General features: G+C 56.9%; 16 protein-coding genes. 6 read left to right on the forward strand and 10 right to left on the reverse strand.

Going from position 1 to position 15,383, the window contains the following annotated elements:
• Positions 1–78: 78 nt before the first annotated feature.
• The 7 genes from cysA to AC6I7A_RS14265 form a co-directional block, all read right to left on the reverse strand.
• The gene (gene cysA, locus AC6I7A_RS14235; protein WP_046102339.1) at positions 79–1,167 is read right to left on the reverse strand and encodes a sulfate/thiosulfate ABC transporter ATP-binding protein CysA; all 1,089 of its coding nucleotides are present in this window, start codon (positions 1,165–1,167) and stop codon (positions 79–81) included.
• Entirely contained in the window at positions 1,157–2,032 is an 876-nt protein-coding gene (gene cysW / locus AC6I7A_RS14240) for a sulfate/thiosulfate ABC transporter permease CysW (RefSeq protein WP_046102340.1), read from the reverse strand. Before cysW ends, cysA begins: the two co-directional genes overlap by 11 nt.
• Positions 2,032–2,865 (reverse strand): sulfate/thiosulfate ABC transporter permease CysT, encoded by an 834-nt coding sequence (cysT, locus tag AC6I7A_RS14245; RefSeq protein ID WP_009088836.1) that lies wholly within the window; start codon positions 2,863–2,865, stop codon positions 2,032–2,034. The genes cysW and cysT overlap by 1 nt, the downstream gene beginning before the upstream one ends.
• The gene (locus tag AC6I7A_RS14250) at positions 2,865–3,881 is read right to left on the reverse strand and encodes a sulfate ABC transporter substrate-binding protein (protein ID WP_046102341.1); all 1,017 of its coding nucleotides are present in this window, start codon (positions 3,879–3,881) and stop codon (positions 2,865–2,867) included. The genes cysT and AC6I7A_RS14250 overlap by 1 nt, the downstream gene beginning before the upstream one ends.
• A gap of 240 nt (positions 3,882–4,121) precedes the next feature.
• Positions 4,122–4,739: an RpoE-regulated lipoprotein gene (locus AC6I7A_RS14255; RefSeq protein WP_009088834.1), complete on the reverse strand. Its 618-nt coding sequence runs from the start codon at positions 4,737–4,739 to the stop codon at positions 4,122–4,124.
• Positions 4,740–4,803: 64 nt separating this feature from the next.
• Complete coding sequence (locus tag AC6I7A_RS14260) at positions 4,804–5,271, reverse strand: DUF2919 domain-containing protein (protein ID WP_009088833.1); 468 nt, start codon at positions 5,269–5,271, stop codon at positions 4,804–4,806.
• Positions 5,261–5,686 (reverse strand): GNAT family acetyltransferase, encoded by a 426-nt coding sequence (locus tag AC6I7A_RS14265; RefSeq protein ID WP_009088832.1) that lies wholly within the window; start codon positions 5,684–5,686, stop codon positions 5,261–5,263. The genes AC6I7A_RS14260 and AC6I7A_RS14265 overlap by 11 nt, the downstream gene beginning before the upstream one ends.
• A 208-nt stretch (positions 5,687–5,894) precedes the next feature.
• Between AC6I7A_RS14265 and amiA the strand changes: the two genes are divergently transcribed.
• On the forward strand, positions 5,895–6,743 hold the full coding sequence (gene amiA / locus AC6I7A_RS14270; RefSeq protein ID WP_009088831.1) for an N-acetylmuramoyl-L-alanine amidase AmiA: 849 nt from the start codon (positions 5,895–5,897) through the stop codon (positions 6,741–6,743).
• A gap of 185 nt (positions 6,744–6,928) precedes the next feature.
• Here amiA and AC6I7A_RS14275 read toward each other — a convergent pair whose 3' ends face one another.
• Positions 6,929–7,138, reverse strand: a complete 210-nt coding sequence (locus AC6I7A_RS14275) for a hypothetical protein (RefSeq protein WP_033736154.1) — start codon at positions 7,136–7,138, stop codon at positions 6,929–6,931.
• Positions 7,139–7,321: 183 nt separating this feature from the next.
• Between AC6I7A_RS14275 and hemF the strand changes: the two genes are divergently transcribed.
• From hemF to tkt, 4 genes are all read left to right on the forward strand, one after another.
• Positions 7,322–8,236, forward strand: coding sequence for an oxygen-dependent coproporphyrinogen oxidase (gene hemF, locus AC6I7A_RS14280; RefSeq protein WP_009088828.1), 915 nt, complete (start codon positions 7,322–7,324; stop codon positions 8,234–8,236).
• A 196-nt stretch (positions 8,237–8,432) separates the two neighbouring features.
• Entirely contained in the window at positions 8,433–9,275 is an 843-nt protein-coding gene (locus tag AC6I7A_RS14285) for a class I SAM-dependent methyltransferase (protein ID WP_058957423.1), read from the forward strand.
• A 497-nt stretch (positions 9,276–9,772) separates the two neighbouring features.
• Positions 9,773–10,723, forward strand: a complete 951-nt coding sequence (gene tal / locus AC6I7A_RS14290) for a transaldolase (protein ID WP_009088826.1) — start codon at positions 9,773–9,775, stop codon at positions 10,721–10,723.
• 57 nt (positions 10,724–10,780) lie between these two features.
• On the forward strand, positions 10,781–12,781 hold the full coding sequence (gene tkt, locus AC6I7A_RS14295) for a transketolase (RefSeq protein WP_009088825.1): 2,001 nt from the start codon (positions 10,781–10,783) through the stop codon (positions 12,779–12,781).
• A gap of 80 nt (positions 12,782–12,861) precedes the next feature.
• On the opposite strand, the gene AC6I7A_RS14300 is transcribed toward tkt, so the two are convergent.
• On the reverse strand, positions 12,862–13,041 hold the full coding sequence (locus AC6I7A_RS14300) for a hypothetical protein (protein ID WP_058957422.1): 180 nt from the start codon (positions 13,039–13,041) through the stop codon (positions 12,862–12,864).
• Here AC6I7A_RS14300 and ampH point away from each other — a divergent pair.
• Positions 13,040–14,203 (forward strand): D-alanyl-D-alanine-carboxypeptidase/endopeptidase AmpH, encoded by a 1,164-nt coding sequence (gene ampH / locus AC6I7A_RS14305; RefSeq protein ID WP_046102347.1) that lies wholly within the window; start codon positions 13,040–13,042, stop codon positions 14,201–14,203. The genes AC6I7A_RS14300 and ampH overlap by 2 nt on opposite strands.
• Here ampH and AC6I7A_RS14310 read toward each other — a convergent pair.
• Positions 14,200–15,273, reverse strand: a complete 1,074-nt coding sequence (locus AC6I7A_RS14310; protein WP_033736150.1) for a DUF1176 domain-containing protein — start codon at positions 15,271–15,273, stop codon at positions 14,200–14,202. The genes ampH and AC6I7A_RS14310 overlap by 4 nt on opposite strands.
• Positions 15,274–15,383 lie beyond the last annotated feature (110 nt).

Raw genomic sequence — 15,383 nt, forward strand, 5'->3', positions numbered from 1 at the left:
AAGGTTCCTGGCTTAATGCAAACAGAAGGCAAAAAAAAGGCGGGAGTCACACTCCCGCCCGGTGTTGATCAGAAAATATCAGGCGCTCTGGGCAAAGGCAACAGCGCGCAGCGGGGTATCCCCCTTATAGAGACGCGCCTGCTGCAGGCCAACAAACAGGCGTTCGCCACGAATCGGGGCGGTCTGTTCACCTTCAAATACCAGCGAAAACGGCTCGCTCTGCCAGCCAGCGGGCTGCACCACCAGCTGCCAGAAGTGTCCACGCGGACTCACTTCCAGCACCTGCACCGGCAGCGGGGTTTCCAGGCTGCTGTGGCGGGACACGTCGATTTCCCACGGACGCAGGAACAGCTCAACCGGGCCCTGATGTGCTGAGGTATACCCCAGCGGCCAGTGATGCGCACCGACATGGAACTGCGACCCGTGGATCTCACCATCAAAGCGATTCACTTCACCCAGGAACTCCAGCACAAAGCGGGTTGCCGGATCGCGCCACACGTCATCTGGCGTGCCGACCTGCTCGATATTACCCTGGCTCATCACCACCACGCGGTCTGCCACTTCCATCGCCTCTTCCTGGTCGTGGGTCACAAACACGCTGGTAAATTTCAGCTCTTCATGCAGCTGACGCAGCCAGCGACGCAGCTCTTTACGCACCTGCGCATCGAGCGCGCCAAATGGTTCATCCAGCAGCAGGATTTGCGGTTCTACCGCTAACGCACGCGCCAGCGCCACGCGCTGTTTCTGTCCGCCCGAAAGCTGAGACGGGAAGCGGTTCGCCAGATGGGCCAGCTGCACCATCTCCAGCAGACGGGTAACACGCTGTTTGATCTCGGCCGCAGAAGGACGTTCCCGACGCGGCAGCACCGTCAGGCCAAAGGCGATGTTGTCGAACACCGTCATATGGCGGAACAGCGCATAGTGCTGGAAAACAAATCCAACCTGACGGTCGCGCGCATGCAGACGGCTCACATCGTTGCCATGAAAACGGATCTGGCCGCTGTTCTGATGCTCCAGCCCGGCAATAATGCGCAGCAGCGTGGTTTTACCGGAGCCGGATGGGCCAAGCAGCGCCACCATTTCACCCGAGGCAATATCCAGAGAGATATCGTTCAGCACCGAGGTGCGACCAAAGGATTTGTTGATCTTGTTAATCTCAATGCTCATGATTTCCCTCCTGTTGCAGGTGCTTGTGCTGTTGTTCCAGACGCCACTGCACAATACTTTTCAGAAACAACGTTACAATGGCCATCAGGGTCAGCAGCGCGGCAGCGGTGAAGGCGCCGACCGTATTGTAATCCTGATGCAATAATTCAACCTGAAGCGGCAGCGTATAGGTCTCACCGCGAATCGACCCCGATACCACCGAGACCGCACCAAACTCACCAATCGCACGGGCGTTGGTCAGCACGATGCCATATAGCAGCGCCCAGCGAATGTTCGGCAATGTCACCCGACGGAACATCTGCCAGCCTGAAGCGCCCAGCAGCACCGCCGCTTCATCTTCGTGACTGCCCTGGCTCAGCATCACCGGCACCAGTTCGCGCACCACAAACGGACAGGTCACAAACACGGTCGCCAGCACCATGCCCGGCCAGGCGAACATAACCTGGATGTTATGCGCATCCAGCCAGCCGCCAGCTGGCCCGTTGACGCCCCAGAACAGCAGATACATCAGACCGGCCACCACCGGCGACACGGCAAACGGAATATCAAACAGGGTCAGCAGCAGCTGACGCCCCGGAAAGGTAAAGCGGGTCACCAGCCAGGCGAGCAGCGTGCCGAACACCAGGTTAACCGGAACGGTGATCAGCGCCACCATCACCGTCAGCCAGATGGCGTGCAGCATATCGGGGTCAGCCAGGTTGCTCAGGGAGACCAGCAGTCCCTGATTCAGTGCCTCCCAGAAGATGGAGACCATCGGCACCAGCAGCAGCAGAATCGAGAGCAGCGCGCCGATACCAATCAGCAGCCATTTTCCCCAGTTCACCGGCTGGCGATCCGCATGATTCAGTTGTGAGACCTCAGCCATTAGTGACCTCCCAGTCGACGGCCAAAGCGGCTCTGTAAGGTGTTAATCGCAAATAACAGGATAAGCGAGGCGGCCAGGATCACCGAGGCGATGGCGCTGGCGGCCGGATAGTCAAATTCCTGCAACCGGACAAAAATCATCAGCGAGGTCACTTCCGTTTTCCACGCGATGTTACCGGCAATAAAGATCACTGCTCCAAACTCCCCCAGGCTGCGGGTAAAGGAGAGCGCCGTGCCCGCCAGCAGCGCCGGGGCGACTTCCGGTAACACAACCCGACGGAAGCTCTGCCACGGTGTGGCACCCAGCGTTTCAGCGGCTTCTTCATACTCCGGGCCTAACTCCTCCAGCACCGGCTGTACCGTGCGCACCACAAACGGGATGCTGGTGAAGGCCATGGCGATGGCGATGCCGATCCAGGTGTAGGAGATTTTGATATCGAAATGGGCAAACCACTGTCCATACCAGCCGTTGACTGAAAAGAGTCCGGCCAGTGTCAGGCCCGCGACGGCGGTCGGCAGCGCAAACGGCAGATCCATCAGGCCATCCAGCAGCGTGCGGCCCGGGAAGCGGTAGCGGGTCAGGATCCATGCCATCAGCATGCCGAACACCGCATTAAACAGCGAGGCGACACCGGCGGAGAGCAGCGTAACCTTGTAGGCCGCAACCAGCTGCGGGTTGGTCACCACATCCCAGTACTGCTGAAGGGTCATCTGTGACAGCTGCATGATCACGGCGCTGATGGGCAGCAGCAGAATCAGGCAGGTAAAAAGCAGGCTGGTGCCCAGGCTCAGTCCAAAGCCGGGCAACACGCGTTTATGACTTGCTGCAAACATTATCCACGCCCCGCCGCTAACAATTTATCCAGCTCACCGCCGCTGGCGAAATGCGTTTTCATCACGTTGTCCCAGCCGCCAAAGGCCTCTTCAACCCGGAACAGGCTGGTCTGCGGGAAGCGATCCTTCTGCTCTGCCATCAGCTGCGGATTGTTCACGCGATAGTAGTAGTGCGTAATAATCGTCTGCGCTTCCGGTGTGTAGAGGTAGCGAAGATAGGCGCTGGCCGCATCCGCGGTGTGGTTACCGGCAACGTTTTTATCTACCCACGCCACCGGGAACTCCGCCAGAATGTTGGTTTTCGGCACGATCACCTCATACTCATCTTTGCCGTACTGGTTGCGGATATTGTTTACTTCCGACTCAAAGCTAATCAGTACGTCGCCCAGACCACGCTCAGCGAAGGTCGTGGTCGCACCACGGCCCCCGGTATCGAAAACTTCAACGTTTTTCAGAAACTGCGTCATAAAGGCACGGGTTTTAGCCTGATCGTTACCGTCCGCTTTATCAGCAGCACCCCAGGCGGCCAGATAGGTATAGCGACCATTGCCGGACGTTTTCGGGTTGGGGAAAATCAGCTTCACATCGTTACGGGTCAAATCTGACCAGTCATGAATCTGCTTTGGGTTTCCCTTGCGCACCAGAAACGCCATGGTGGAATAGAACGGTGAACTGTTATTCGGCAGACGGCTTTTCCAGTCTGCGGCAATCAGGTTGCCTTTATCATGCAGGACCTGCACATCCGTCACCTGGTTGTAAGTGACAACATCGGCGCGCAGTCCCTGCAGGATAGCCAGCGCCTGTTTAGATGAACCGGCATGGGACATTTTGATGGTCAGCGGGTCGGCAGGATGGCTGGCATCCCACTGTTTAACAAAAGGGGCATTCAGGGCAACAAACAGCTCCCGGGACACATCGTAAGAGCTGTTAAGAAGTTCAGTGGCATTGGCTGCGCCAGCAAGGCTCAGCGACAACGCGATACCGCTCACGACTTTTTTCATCGCTTGTAATGTCATTTGGCACCCTGAAAAAATTTGATGCGGATCTCACCCGCTGAAACATCAGTTTATTTATAACTCAGGGAAAACCAGTAACGGTTTTATATATCGTTTGATGATTTCAAAGTCGAAAAAAGCATAAGACAGCGGCAGAGTTTATGCAGAAATCAGCAAAAGCCGCAGAGAGGATAACCCCCGCTGAGCACCAGCCTGCGGGGGTGACCAGGCGCGTCAGCGCATGGCGTTTAGCAGGCAGTGTTAACGCTGCCAGACGATTTTGCTGAGTTTCCAGGTTTTCAGCGTGTCGTCAGAAGGCATCAGTCCTTCCGGTCCATGCCAGTCGCCATGGTAGAGATAGGTGAGATGCTGACTGCCAGGGGCCCGGCATGCTACGTCTCGCGCATCCGTTCCGCTGGCCAGGGTGCAGTTGCTGAAGGCTTTGGTGAACTTATTGCTGAAGGCATCGCCCACTTTACTGCCGTCGCTGCTGGCAATCTGGCTGTCCATCACCTCAATGCGTTCAACCTGCGACTGCCCGTAAATCACCAGCTTCACCTTGTCGTCATCCAGCGCCTGCCAGAACGCAACCACCTGACCGTTTTCGCCACGCATGCCCTGGCGCAGGGTGTAATCCCCATTCAGGCCGGCTTTGATCGCCTCCTCTTTCATGGCCGTCGAGGCGGTCAGTCCGCCTACGCCCTGCTCCGTCGCGGTGAGCGATGAACCGAACCAGTTCCACGGCAGCGCCGAGGACCAGTGATACGTCAGCGGATTCCACCAGCTGGCCTGCTGGCTGCTGTCAGTGCCGGAACCCGAACTGGCACAGCCGCTCAGTGCAACGGCGGCGATCAGTAGCGTGGAACGAACAGCTTTCATGAGAACTCCTGTAAATACGATGCCGGAAGGCGGAACTGATTGGAGTCGCAAAGCGCCAAAAAGTTTATTTAAGATGATGTTCAGGCAGAAAGCAGTCGCGGCAGCGACGGTCAGTCTGCAGCCAGATGAGTGCCAGCAGGTCAAACAGCGTCAGCAACAAGGGCAGCGGCGAACTGAGCAGATCACCCTGCACAAACTGCAGCCCCTGCCAGATAAGATTCACTAAAAATGACAGCGACAGCACGCTGCGCCAGTGCTGCCAGAGTCGCGGCAGCCGTAGCCGGTAACCGGTCAGCAGCAGACCTGCCAGCGCCGGTAATCCCAGGGCAAGACCGATCCAGAACGCCTGGCGATCCGGATAGAAGAGCGCCAGCAGATCGTTACCCTGCTGCCGTGACGCCCCGGCCATAACCAGCAGTAGCCAGGTGCGCGCCTGCAGTAACAGGATCAGCCAAAAAAGAAACGGCAGCCGCAGCTGCCCTCTGGCGTCATAGTGGTCCGGCTGATAGTCAGGGGACGGTTTAGTATTCACGATCTTCGATCAGACGTTTGCCAAACAGCAGCACATCGACCGGCTCATAATCGAGCTTCTCGTAGAAGGCCACCACCTGATCGTTCTCTTCGCGGATCATCAGATGCAGCTTCGGACAGCCGCGAGCGATGAGCTTCTTCTCCAGACGATTCATCAGCGCATTCGCAAAGCCGCGTCCCTGATAGTCAGGATGCACCGCCAGATAATAGGCCGCACCGCGATGACCATCGTAGCCCCCCATCAGGGTGCCGACGACCACGCCGCCGACTTCAGCGACCAGAAAGAGATCGGGGTCGTGATGCATTTTGCGTTCGATATCCAGCTCCGGATCGTTCCAGGGCCGTAACAAATCGCAACGTTCCCATAAGGTGATCACTTCTTCAAAATCTTCCTGGCGGAAGGTGCGGATTTCCATCTTCTTCACCTGCAATTAAGCACAATTTGCTGATTATCACGCATTCTCTGCCGCACGCAACCCTCGGCTGAACGGCGGCAAATAAAAAAGCGCAAATTTTCTGTTCGCGGCCTGCAATACAAAGTAATGCCCTGAAATGGTTATGTGATCGCAGACAACAGAGCCTTAGGCTATAACACCGGCAGGATTTCTGTTACCGGACCCGCACATGCACCTGCTTAAACGTTTGATTCATCGCCGTCAGTTACTCCTTTCCGGTCTGGCTCTGGCCGTTTTATCGCCGCGCGCGGTTCAGGCCAGAGAGCCTTCAGCGCTTACAGGAACAGGCCGCCATGCACGCCCTGCTCCGCCAGCCAGTAACGGAAAGCGCATTGTGATGATTGATCCCGGCCACGGGGGCATCGACTCCGGCGCGGTCGGCGAGGAGGGTTCAGAAGAGAAGCACATCGTGCTGGAGATTGCCGGTAACGTGAAACGGCAACTGCAGAGCCATCCGCGCATTGAAGTGCGTCTGACCCGTGACAGCGACCATTTTATTCCGCTCTACCAGCGGGTGGAGATTGCTCATCAGCATGGCGCGCATCTGTTCATGTCGATCCATGCCGACGGCTTTACCAGCCCCGATGCCAGCGGCGCCTCGGTATTTGCGCTCTCCAATCGCGGTGCCAGTAGTTCAATGGCGCGTTATCTCTCTCAGCGTGAGAACGATGCGGACAAACTGGGCGGCGTGAAGGCGCAGCAGCAGGATCACTATCTGCAGCAGATCCTGTTCGATCTGGTTCAGACCGACACCATCAAAAACAGCCTGACGCTGGGCAAACATGTGCTGGATCAGATTCGCCCGGTTCATCATCTGCATAGCCAGCACACGGAACAGGCTGCTTTCGCGGTCCTGAAGTCGCCCTCCATTCCTTCGGTGCTGGTTGAAACCTCCTTTATTACCAATCCGCACGAAGAGCAGTTGCTCGGCACCACGGCGTTTCGTCAGAAAATTGCCGCCGCCATTGCCAGCGGCATCGTCAACTACTTTGATGAGTTTGATCGCCGTAATGCCTGATGCGGAAAGTAACAATGACTCAGTGCAGAAGCTTGAATAAACGCATGTGAACCTGAGAAATGCTCCATCCGACGTAACGTTCAGGCGAAGCGAGCGGCGGAGACCATCCTGAATTATGTTTTAAGTAAGGCCGTATTAACGGCCTTCTGTCTGCCTCTCTGCCGGAAGTTAATCGTGGCAGAGGGTTATCGGCGGTCAGACTTATCCGCGATAAGATAAGTCAGCCCATAAATCACCAGACCAGCAACAAGCACCAGCAGCGGCCCGACAATACGCATCGCCCCTTCATTCAGCGTTGCGGTCAGAAATATGCCAATCACTATCGCCATAAGCACAAGTCCGCCTGACACCTCGGCTATCAGCTTACGGATCAGCCTGATAGTTTTCGATAGCATTAATAAACTCCTCCGCGGCCGATGGATTTTTGCGCAGCGCTTCACCCATTTTTATAAAATTCTGCAAGGGTTCTTCAGACATGAAAATTTCCCATTGTATGCCTGCCTGGATAGCCGCACTCATGCAAGCAGGCCGATTTTGCGTATAATCGCCCTAAATTAAAACCGACGATAAGCGAAAAGATGGCTGATATTTCCCGCGTAAAAGCATTCCTGCTCGCTCTGCAGGATGAGATTTGTAACCAGCTGGCGGCTGAAGATGGCGGCGCAGCGTTCGCAGAAGATAGCTGGCAGCGTCCGGGCGGCGGCGGCGGTCAGAGCCGCGTACTGCGAAACGGTGCGGTGTTTGAACAGGCGGGCGTAAACTTTTCGCACGTGCATGGCGATAAGATGCCGGCTTCGGCTACGGCGCACCGTCCGGAACTGGCGGGCCGCAGCTTTGAAGCGATGGGCGTGTCGCTGGTCATCCACCCGAACAATCCCTATGTGCCCACCAGCCACGCCAACGTGCGCTTTTTTATCGCGGAGAAACCCGGTGCCGATCCGGTGTGGTGGTTTGGCGGCGGGTTTGATCTCACGCCGTTCTACGGCTTCGAAGAAGATGCACTGCACTGGCATCAGACTGCCGCCGACCTCTGTCAGCCTTTTGGCGACGACGTTTATCCGCGATATAAAAAGTGGTGCGACGACTATTTCTATCTGAAACACCGCGATGAGCAGCGCGGCATTGGCGGCCTGTTTTTTGACGATCTCAACACGCCCGATTTTGAGCAGAGCTTCAGCTTTATGCAGGCGGTGGGACGCGGCTTTATTGATGCCTACCGGCCGATTGTGGCACGCCGCAAAGATCATCCATGGGGCGATCGCGAGCGCCAGTTCCAGCTCTACCGCCGCGGGCGTTATGTGGAGTTCAATCTGGTGTGGGACCGTGGCACCCTGTTTGGCCTGCAGACCGGCGGCCGCACGGAATCGATCCTGATGTCGATGCCGCCGCTGGTGCGCTGGGAATATGATTATCAGCCTGAACCAGACTCGCCTGAAGCGGCCCTCTATCGCGACTTCCTGCCGGTGAAGAACTGGCTCAATCTGCCGTCATAATCCCCCGGACCGCAACGTGGCTCTCTGCCTGCGTTGCGGTTCATTACGCTGTCTCAACCGCCTGAAACCGTTCATCTTCCTGCCGCTCCCACCCGACCTGATAACCCATAAAAAGGGTTCAGTTCCGTTTGTTTCTCATTCATTAGTGCCCTGAATTTCATTGATACACTAGGCCATATTCAGGATAAGGACACCAATGATGGCTTCATTCACAGCCCCCGATAAAAACCTTGAAACACTGAGTTTTGCGGAGATAGCGGAACGGCTCAACATCGAAATATACAGTGGTTTCAAACCCGACCTTTCTCCCTGGCTGGGCAGAAATATTATCTTCGACGACATCATCGCAAAGAGAGCGGCGACTGAAGGTCACTACGAAGATCAATGCTCCGGGAAATATTACTTTGATATTTTTAATACCATTAAGTCGGCACTGGGTGAAGTCAGCAGAATCGTTGAAGTGGGCGTCTTTATGGGAGGCAGCACCTCTGTTCTGGCTGGCTGTGCACACTATCTGGGTATTGAACTCGATTTGATCGACATCAGCCCGGACCATTTACAGTTCGCCAGAGAGCGCGCAAGAAGAGCCTATCCGGAGACCGTCGAAAGCCGGGTCAGAATGTACCATGGCACCCTTCCGGAGTATGTCAGGGATGTGCTGATGAAAGAAGAAGGCGGAAACGTCATCATTCATCATGATGGCGCGCACGATTTCGAACAGGTGATCTGTGACCTCGGCAGCCTCTTTTATATCAAAGATAAACTGCACAGCTTACTCATTCAGGATACCCATCTGCGTGGCGTTCCGGAATCTTTCAATTTTGTCGATGCCGCCGTCTATTCTATTTTCGGTCGGGATGTCACTTATGCGCCGCTGGGTACCGTCTATAACGACGGGCCGGTTTGTGAACCGAACCGCTGGCAGGGCAACTATTTTATGCCGGGTGAACCCGAAGGGATGTATATCCCGCTGGCGCATAATAAATTTTACTACCCGCACCCCAAAATAACGCTGGCGCAATTTTTTGAGCGGCAATAGCGCAGCGCGTGATTCGGGCCGCCTGTACTCTCATCGCGGCCTGTTTTAAAACGCCTCTCCCTGGGAGGCTCAGACATCCCTCCTGTTTAGCATTCAGCCTGCCCCGCCACATTTCACTGTGGCAGCGCTTTTCCCGTCCCCGCGTTTTTACTTGCCGATTCACCGCACCGTTTTCTGCTCCCGGCGTATGACGAGAGTGAGTGTCGTCACGCCGCTTTGATGCGGAGAGGGCACGGATTGCTACAGTGTTGCCTGCGTCATTTTCCCCGACTGCTATGCTTAAGGATGGAATATGGCGCACCCCTCGGGTTACACCGCATGACGGCTCCTTCGCACCGCCTCGCAGCGCAACAATCAGAGAAACCGCATTTTCATCAGAAAGTGTCTGTTGCAATGTTATGGGTTCGCGTTCCCGCTAGCAGCACATGCCACAGACCGGCTGCGAGGCCTGAGGTGATCCCTGTTCGCTTTCATTTTTCTTTTCAAGGAGTTTAGAGATGAACCAGCTAGAAGCCCTAAAACAGTTCACCACCGTGGTGGCGGACAGTGGCGATATCGAATCGATTCGTCATTACCACCCGGAAGACGCCACCACCAACCCTTCACTCATTCTGAAAGCATCCGGTCTCGAAGGGTACAAGCACCTGATGGATGACGCGATCGAGTACGCTAAAAAACAGGGCGGCAGCAAAGAGACTCAGATCATCAACGCCAGCGACAAAGTGGCAATCAATCTCGGTATGGAAATCCTTAAAAGCATACCGGGCCGTGTTTCGACCGAAGTGGATGCGCGCCTCTCCTTCGATCGTGGCATGTGTGTGACCAAAGCAGAAAAACTGATTCGGATGTACGAAGAGCAGGGTATCGACCGCTCGCGCGTACTGATCAAGCTGGCTTCAACCTGGGAAGGTATCCGCGCTGCGGAAGAGCTGGAGAAGAATGGTATCCACTGCAACCTGACTCTGCTCTTCTCCTTCGCGCAGGCGCGTGCCTGCGCGGAAGCGGGCGTGTTCCTGATCTCGCCGTTCGTGGGTCGCATCTACGACTGGTATAACTCACGCAAGCCGATGGAACCCTACGTGGCGGATGAAGATCCGGGCGTGAAATCCGTGCGTCGCATCTACGATTACTACAAAAAGCACCGCTACAGCACCATCATCATGGGTGCCAGCTTCCGTAAAGTGGAGCAGATTGTGGCGCTGGCGGGCTGCGATCGCCTGACGCTCTCCCCTAACCTGCTGGAAGAGCTGCAGAACAGCGACGCGCCGCTGGAGCGCAAGCTGGAGCCGTCTACCGAAGGCTTCCATCAGCCATCACCGCTCTCCGAGGCGGAGTTCCGCTGGGAGCATAATCAGGATCCGATGGCGGTTGAGAAACTGTCTGATGGTATCCGCCAGTTCGCTGTTGACCAGCAGAAGCTGGAAGATGTACTGGCCGCACGTCTGTAGTCCTCATTTTAGTCGGGCGGGACTTTCCCGCCCTGATGCATAACAAGGGAGAACTTTATGTCCTCACGCAGAGAGTTGGCAAACGCGATTCGTGCACTGAGCATGGATGCGGTTCAGAAGGCAAATTCCGGCCACCCCGGTGCGCCCATGGGAATGGCCGATATCGCCGAAGTGTTGTGGCGCGACTTCCTCCAGCACAATCCGACCAATCCCGCCTGGCTTGATCGCGACCGCTTTATCCTCTCTAACGGCCACGGCTCAATGCTGCTCTACAGCCTGCTGCACCTGAGTGGCTACGACCTGCCGATTGAAGAGCTGAAAAACTTCCGTCAGCTGCACTCCAAGACGCCGGGCCACCCGGAAATCGGCTACACGCCTGGTGTGGAAACGACGACCGGCCCGCTGGGTCAGGGTCTGGCGAACGCCGTTGGTCTGGCGATTGCAGAGCGCACGCTGGCCGCGCAGTTTAACCGTCCGGATCATGAGATTGTTGACCACCATACCTATGTCTTCATGGGCGATGGCTGTCTGATGGAAGGGATTTCGCACGAAGTCTGCTCCCTGGCGGGCACCCTGGGTCTCGGCAAACTGATCGGCTTCTATGACCATAACGGTATCTCGATCGATGGTGAAACCGAAGGCTGGTTTACCGACGACACCCATAAGCGCTTCGAGTCTTACAACTGGCACGTCATCGGCGACATCGACGGCCATGACGCGGACGCCATTCGCGAGGCGATCAAAGAGGCGCAGAGCGTTACCGATAAGCCTTCGCTGATTATCTGCCGCACCATTATCGGATTCGGTTCCCCGAACAAAGCCGGTAAAGAGGAGTCGCACGGCGCAGCGCTGGGTGAGGAAGAAGTCGCCCTGACCCGCAAGCAACTCGGCTGGAACTATCCGGCGTTTGAGATCCCGGCTGAAATCTACCAGCAGTGGGACGCCAAAGCCGCCGGTGCGGAACGGGAAAAAGCCTGGGATGCAAAATTTGCGGCCTATAAAGAGGCACATCCTGAGCTGGCGAAAGAGTATGAACGCCGCATGAATGGCGAGATGCCGTCAACGTGGGAAAGCGAAGCCACCCGTTTCATTCAGGAGCTGCAGGCTAACCCGCAGAAAATTGCCAGCCGCAAAGCCTCACAAAACTCGCTGGAAGCCTACGGCAAATTACTGCCGGAGTTCCTCGGCGGTTCTGCAGACCTGGCGCCCAGTAACCTGACGATCTGGTCTGGCTCCAAATCGATCAAAGAAGATCCGGCCGGTAACTACATTCACTACGGCGTGCGTGAGTTCGGGATGACGGCGATTGGTAACGGTATCGCGCACCATGGCGGTTTCGTCCCCTACACGGCCACCTTCCTGATGTTTGTCGAATATGCGCGTAACGCAGCACGCATGGCAGCGCTGATGAAGGCGCGACAGATTCTGGTCTACACCCATGACTCCATCGGTCTGGGCGAAGATGGCCCGACCCACCAGCCGGTTGAGCAGATCGCCAGCCTGCGTCTGACCCCCAACATGAGCGTATGGCGTCCGTGCGATCAGGTGGAAACGGCTGTGGCGTGGAAAGCGGCTATCGAACGCCATCATGGCCCGACTGCGCTGATCCTCTCCCGTCAGAATCTGCTGCAGCCGGAACGTACCCCGGAGCAGATCGAGAACATCAAACGCGGCGGCTATGTGCTGAAAGATTGCGACGGCACCCCCGAAGTGATCCTGATTGCCACCGGTTCAGAAATTGAGATCACCCTGGGTGCAGCCGATAAGCTCACTTCAGGCGGTCACAAGGTGCGGGTGGTTTCACTGCCTTCAACCGACCTGTTTGATGCGCAGGATGCTGCCTACCGCGAATCCGTTCTGCCTGTCGGCGTGAAGGCGCGCGTGGCGGTGGAAGCCGGAATCGCCGACTACTGGTTCAAGTATGTGGGTCTGGAAGGCGCGATTGTCGGTATGACCACCTTTGGTGAATCAGCGCCAGCCGGCAAGCTGTTCCCGGAGTTTGGCTTCACGGTAGAGAATATCGTCAGTCACGCTGAAGCATTACTCAAGCCGGTGTAATGCTTTTGCCCTTCCCGGTGCACCGGGAAGGGCCATTTCATCACATAGCCCGAAACAGAAAAAAATCTCGTCTCCCCTCTTCACGCCCCGCACAAACTGATTACTATAGAGCCGTCATAGTTAATGCTGCCTGCGCCCTGGCTGCCCGCCTGTTCCTGCTGCTGTTCTGCCGGAATAACGCGATGTGCTGCCCGCGTCTGTCCGATGCGTGAAGGCAGATCTCCTCCGATCTCTATAGCGAAGCCATTTCCGTTGAACATGCGCACACCCTATTTACTGGCCCTGATGGTTTCACTGCTTCCATTAAAAAGCATGGCGCAGGTCGCGCCCGATCCGCTGCTCGCCTCTCAGATTGTTGACCGCTATGCGGAGCATATCTTTTATGGCAGCGGTGCAACCGGTATGGCACTGGTCGCGATTGATGGCAATCAGCGGGTCTTCGCCAGCTTTGGTGAAACCCGGCCAGGCAACAATGTGCGCCCGCAAAAAGATTCGCTGATTCGTATCGCTTCGCTGAGTAAGCTGATGACCAGTGAAGTGATGGTCAAGCTGGCGGAGCGCGGACAGATTCGCCTCGACGATCCGCTGAGTAAATATGCGCCGCCGGGCACCCGCGTGCCTGCTTATAACGGACAGCCCATTCGTCTGATCAACCTCTCCACCCATACCAGCGGACTGCCGCGTGAACAGCCTGGCGGCAAGGCGCAGCGGCCGGTGTTTGTCTGGCCGACGCGCAGTGAACGCTGGACGTGGCTGTCACGGGCGAACCTCAAAGCCGCACCGGGCAGCAGTGCCGCCTACTCCAACCTGGGTTACGATCTGCTGGGCGATGCGCTGTCGCGCGCGGCGGGCACGCCCTACCCGGCCCTGTTTCAGCAGTTGATCACCCGTCCGCTGGGTATGAAAGACACCACCTTTACGCCTTCGCCGGAGCAGTGTGGTCGCCTGATGGTGGCTGAAAAAGGGGCCAGCCCCTGCAACAACACCCTGGCGGCGATTGGCAGCGGCGGCGTTTACTCCACTCCAGATGATATGGGCCGCTGGATGCAGCAGTTCCTTAACTCGTCGGTTAACCATCGCACCCCGCAGATCGATCGGCTGCAAACGCTGATCTATCGCCGCGATCAGCTGACCCGCGTGGAAGGCATGGATGTGCCAGGGAAAGCGGATGCGCTGGGGATGGGTTGGGTCTACATGGGACCAAAGAATGGTCGTCCCGGGATTATTCAGAAAACCGGCGGTGGCGGGGGTTTCATTACCTATATGGCGATGGTGCCGCAGCATAACGTGGGCGTGTTTGTCGTGGTGACGCGCTCGCCGCTGACCCGCTTTACGCCAATGAGCGACGGCGTAAACAACATGCTGGCTGAGCTGGTCGGCAACCAGACCGGCTCTCCGATGATGGTGCAGGTCATCCGCTAACGCTGCTGGACGCCACCGTCTGACTGGCTGACCCACAGGGTTGGCCAGTCATCACTGCTGTGCCAGGCATCGCAGGTCGACTCCTCCGCATATTCCGCCAGCACAAAGCGGGTGCCATCAAACTGCCAGCGTGTGGCACTGCCGCAGTCACCGAGTCCCCGCCCCTTGCCAAATGTATAAAGCTGGCCGCTGGCCGCATCATACTCGGCGTTAATCAGCTCAAGCTGGCGGTCACTCGCCCGCGGCGGGGTAAAGGGCAGCGTCAGCGTGATGCCCCGGGCCACGTAGGGCGGGCTGCGCGTCACTTCAAACGCCAGATCGATGACGTTATATGCCCCCATTTCACAACTGACCAGCAACAGCGCATGCTGATCGGTGAGAGGCGCAACGCTGACCTCACGCCGCAGCGGGTCGAGTGAGCAGGAGTCGGTATTGATGCGCCAGGTGCCGTAATCGATTAATCCGCTGGTCTCTTCGCGCGTCAGGGGCGCAGGCGGCCTCACGGCGGGAGGCAGCTGTGGCAATGCCGGCGGCGGCGGAACCTCCCAGCTGGCGCGGTCGCCACGTTTAATCCACGCGCTCATGCTGTTCACCCGCCCCTGCCTGTCATCCATCAGCAGCAGTGCAGCTTTCATACCGCGCAGGGAGATCGCGGCACTGGCATCGTAGGTGAGTTGCAGGGTTTTGGCTTCCATCACCAGATCAAGAAATTCATCAATGGCGATAGCATTGCTGGTGGCGAGATGGTGCGGTTCTGCCGTCCAGTGTTTGAGGTCCGGTTTCAGACGCCGCTGGTCGAGCAGCAGATTATCCTGCAGCGGGCCGCCAGGCAGCGCGCCGGTATAGGCACTGCCGTAGTCGATGCGGAGTAAGGGGCGATCGTTAACGCCCGCATGGCGCGAAATCGTCATCACCAGCCCTTTATCGCCGGGGATATTGCGGGCCACGCAGAAGGCTTCATTGTTGCAGGTGATTTGCCAGTCGTTGAATGACTTTTGCAACGGTTCCGCCTGAACACAGGTCACCCATAGAGACGTCGACAGCCACAGCGATTTCATCCAGTACGACATTAAGAAAATCGATCCCCAAAAACCCAGAGTGGAGAGGATAGCGCATCAATGGGCCAGACAGGGTTCGCATTCTGTGAACCCGTGCAAAAAGCGCAGTTAACTGCTTAAAA

The sequence above is a fragment of the Type-F symbiont of Plautia stali genome (genome assembly GCF_059731105.1).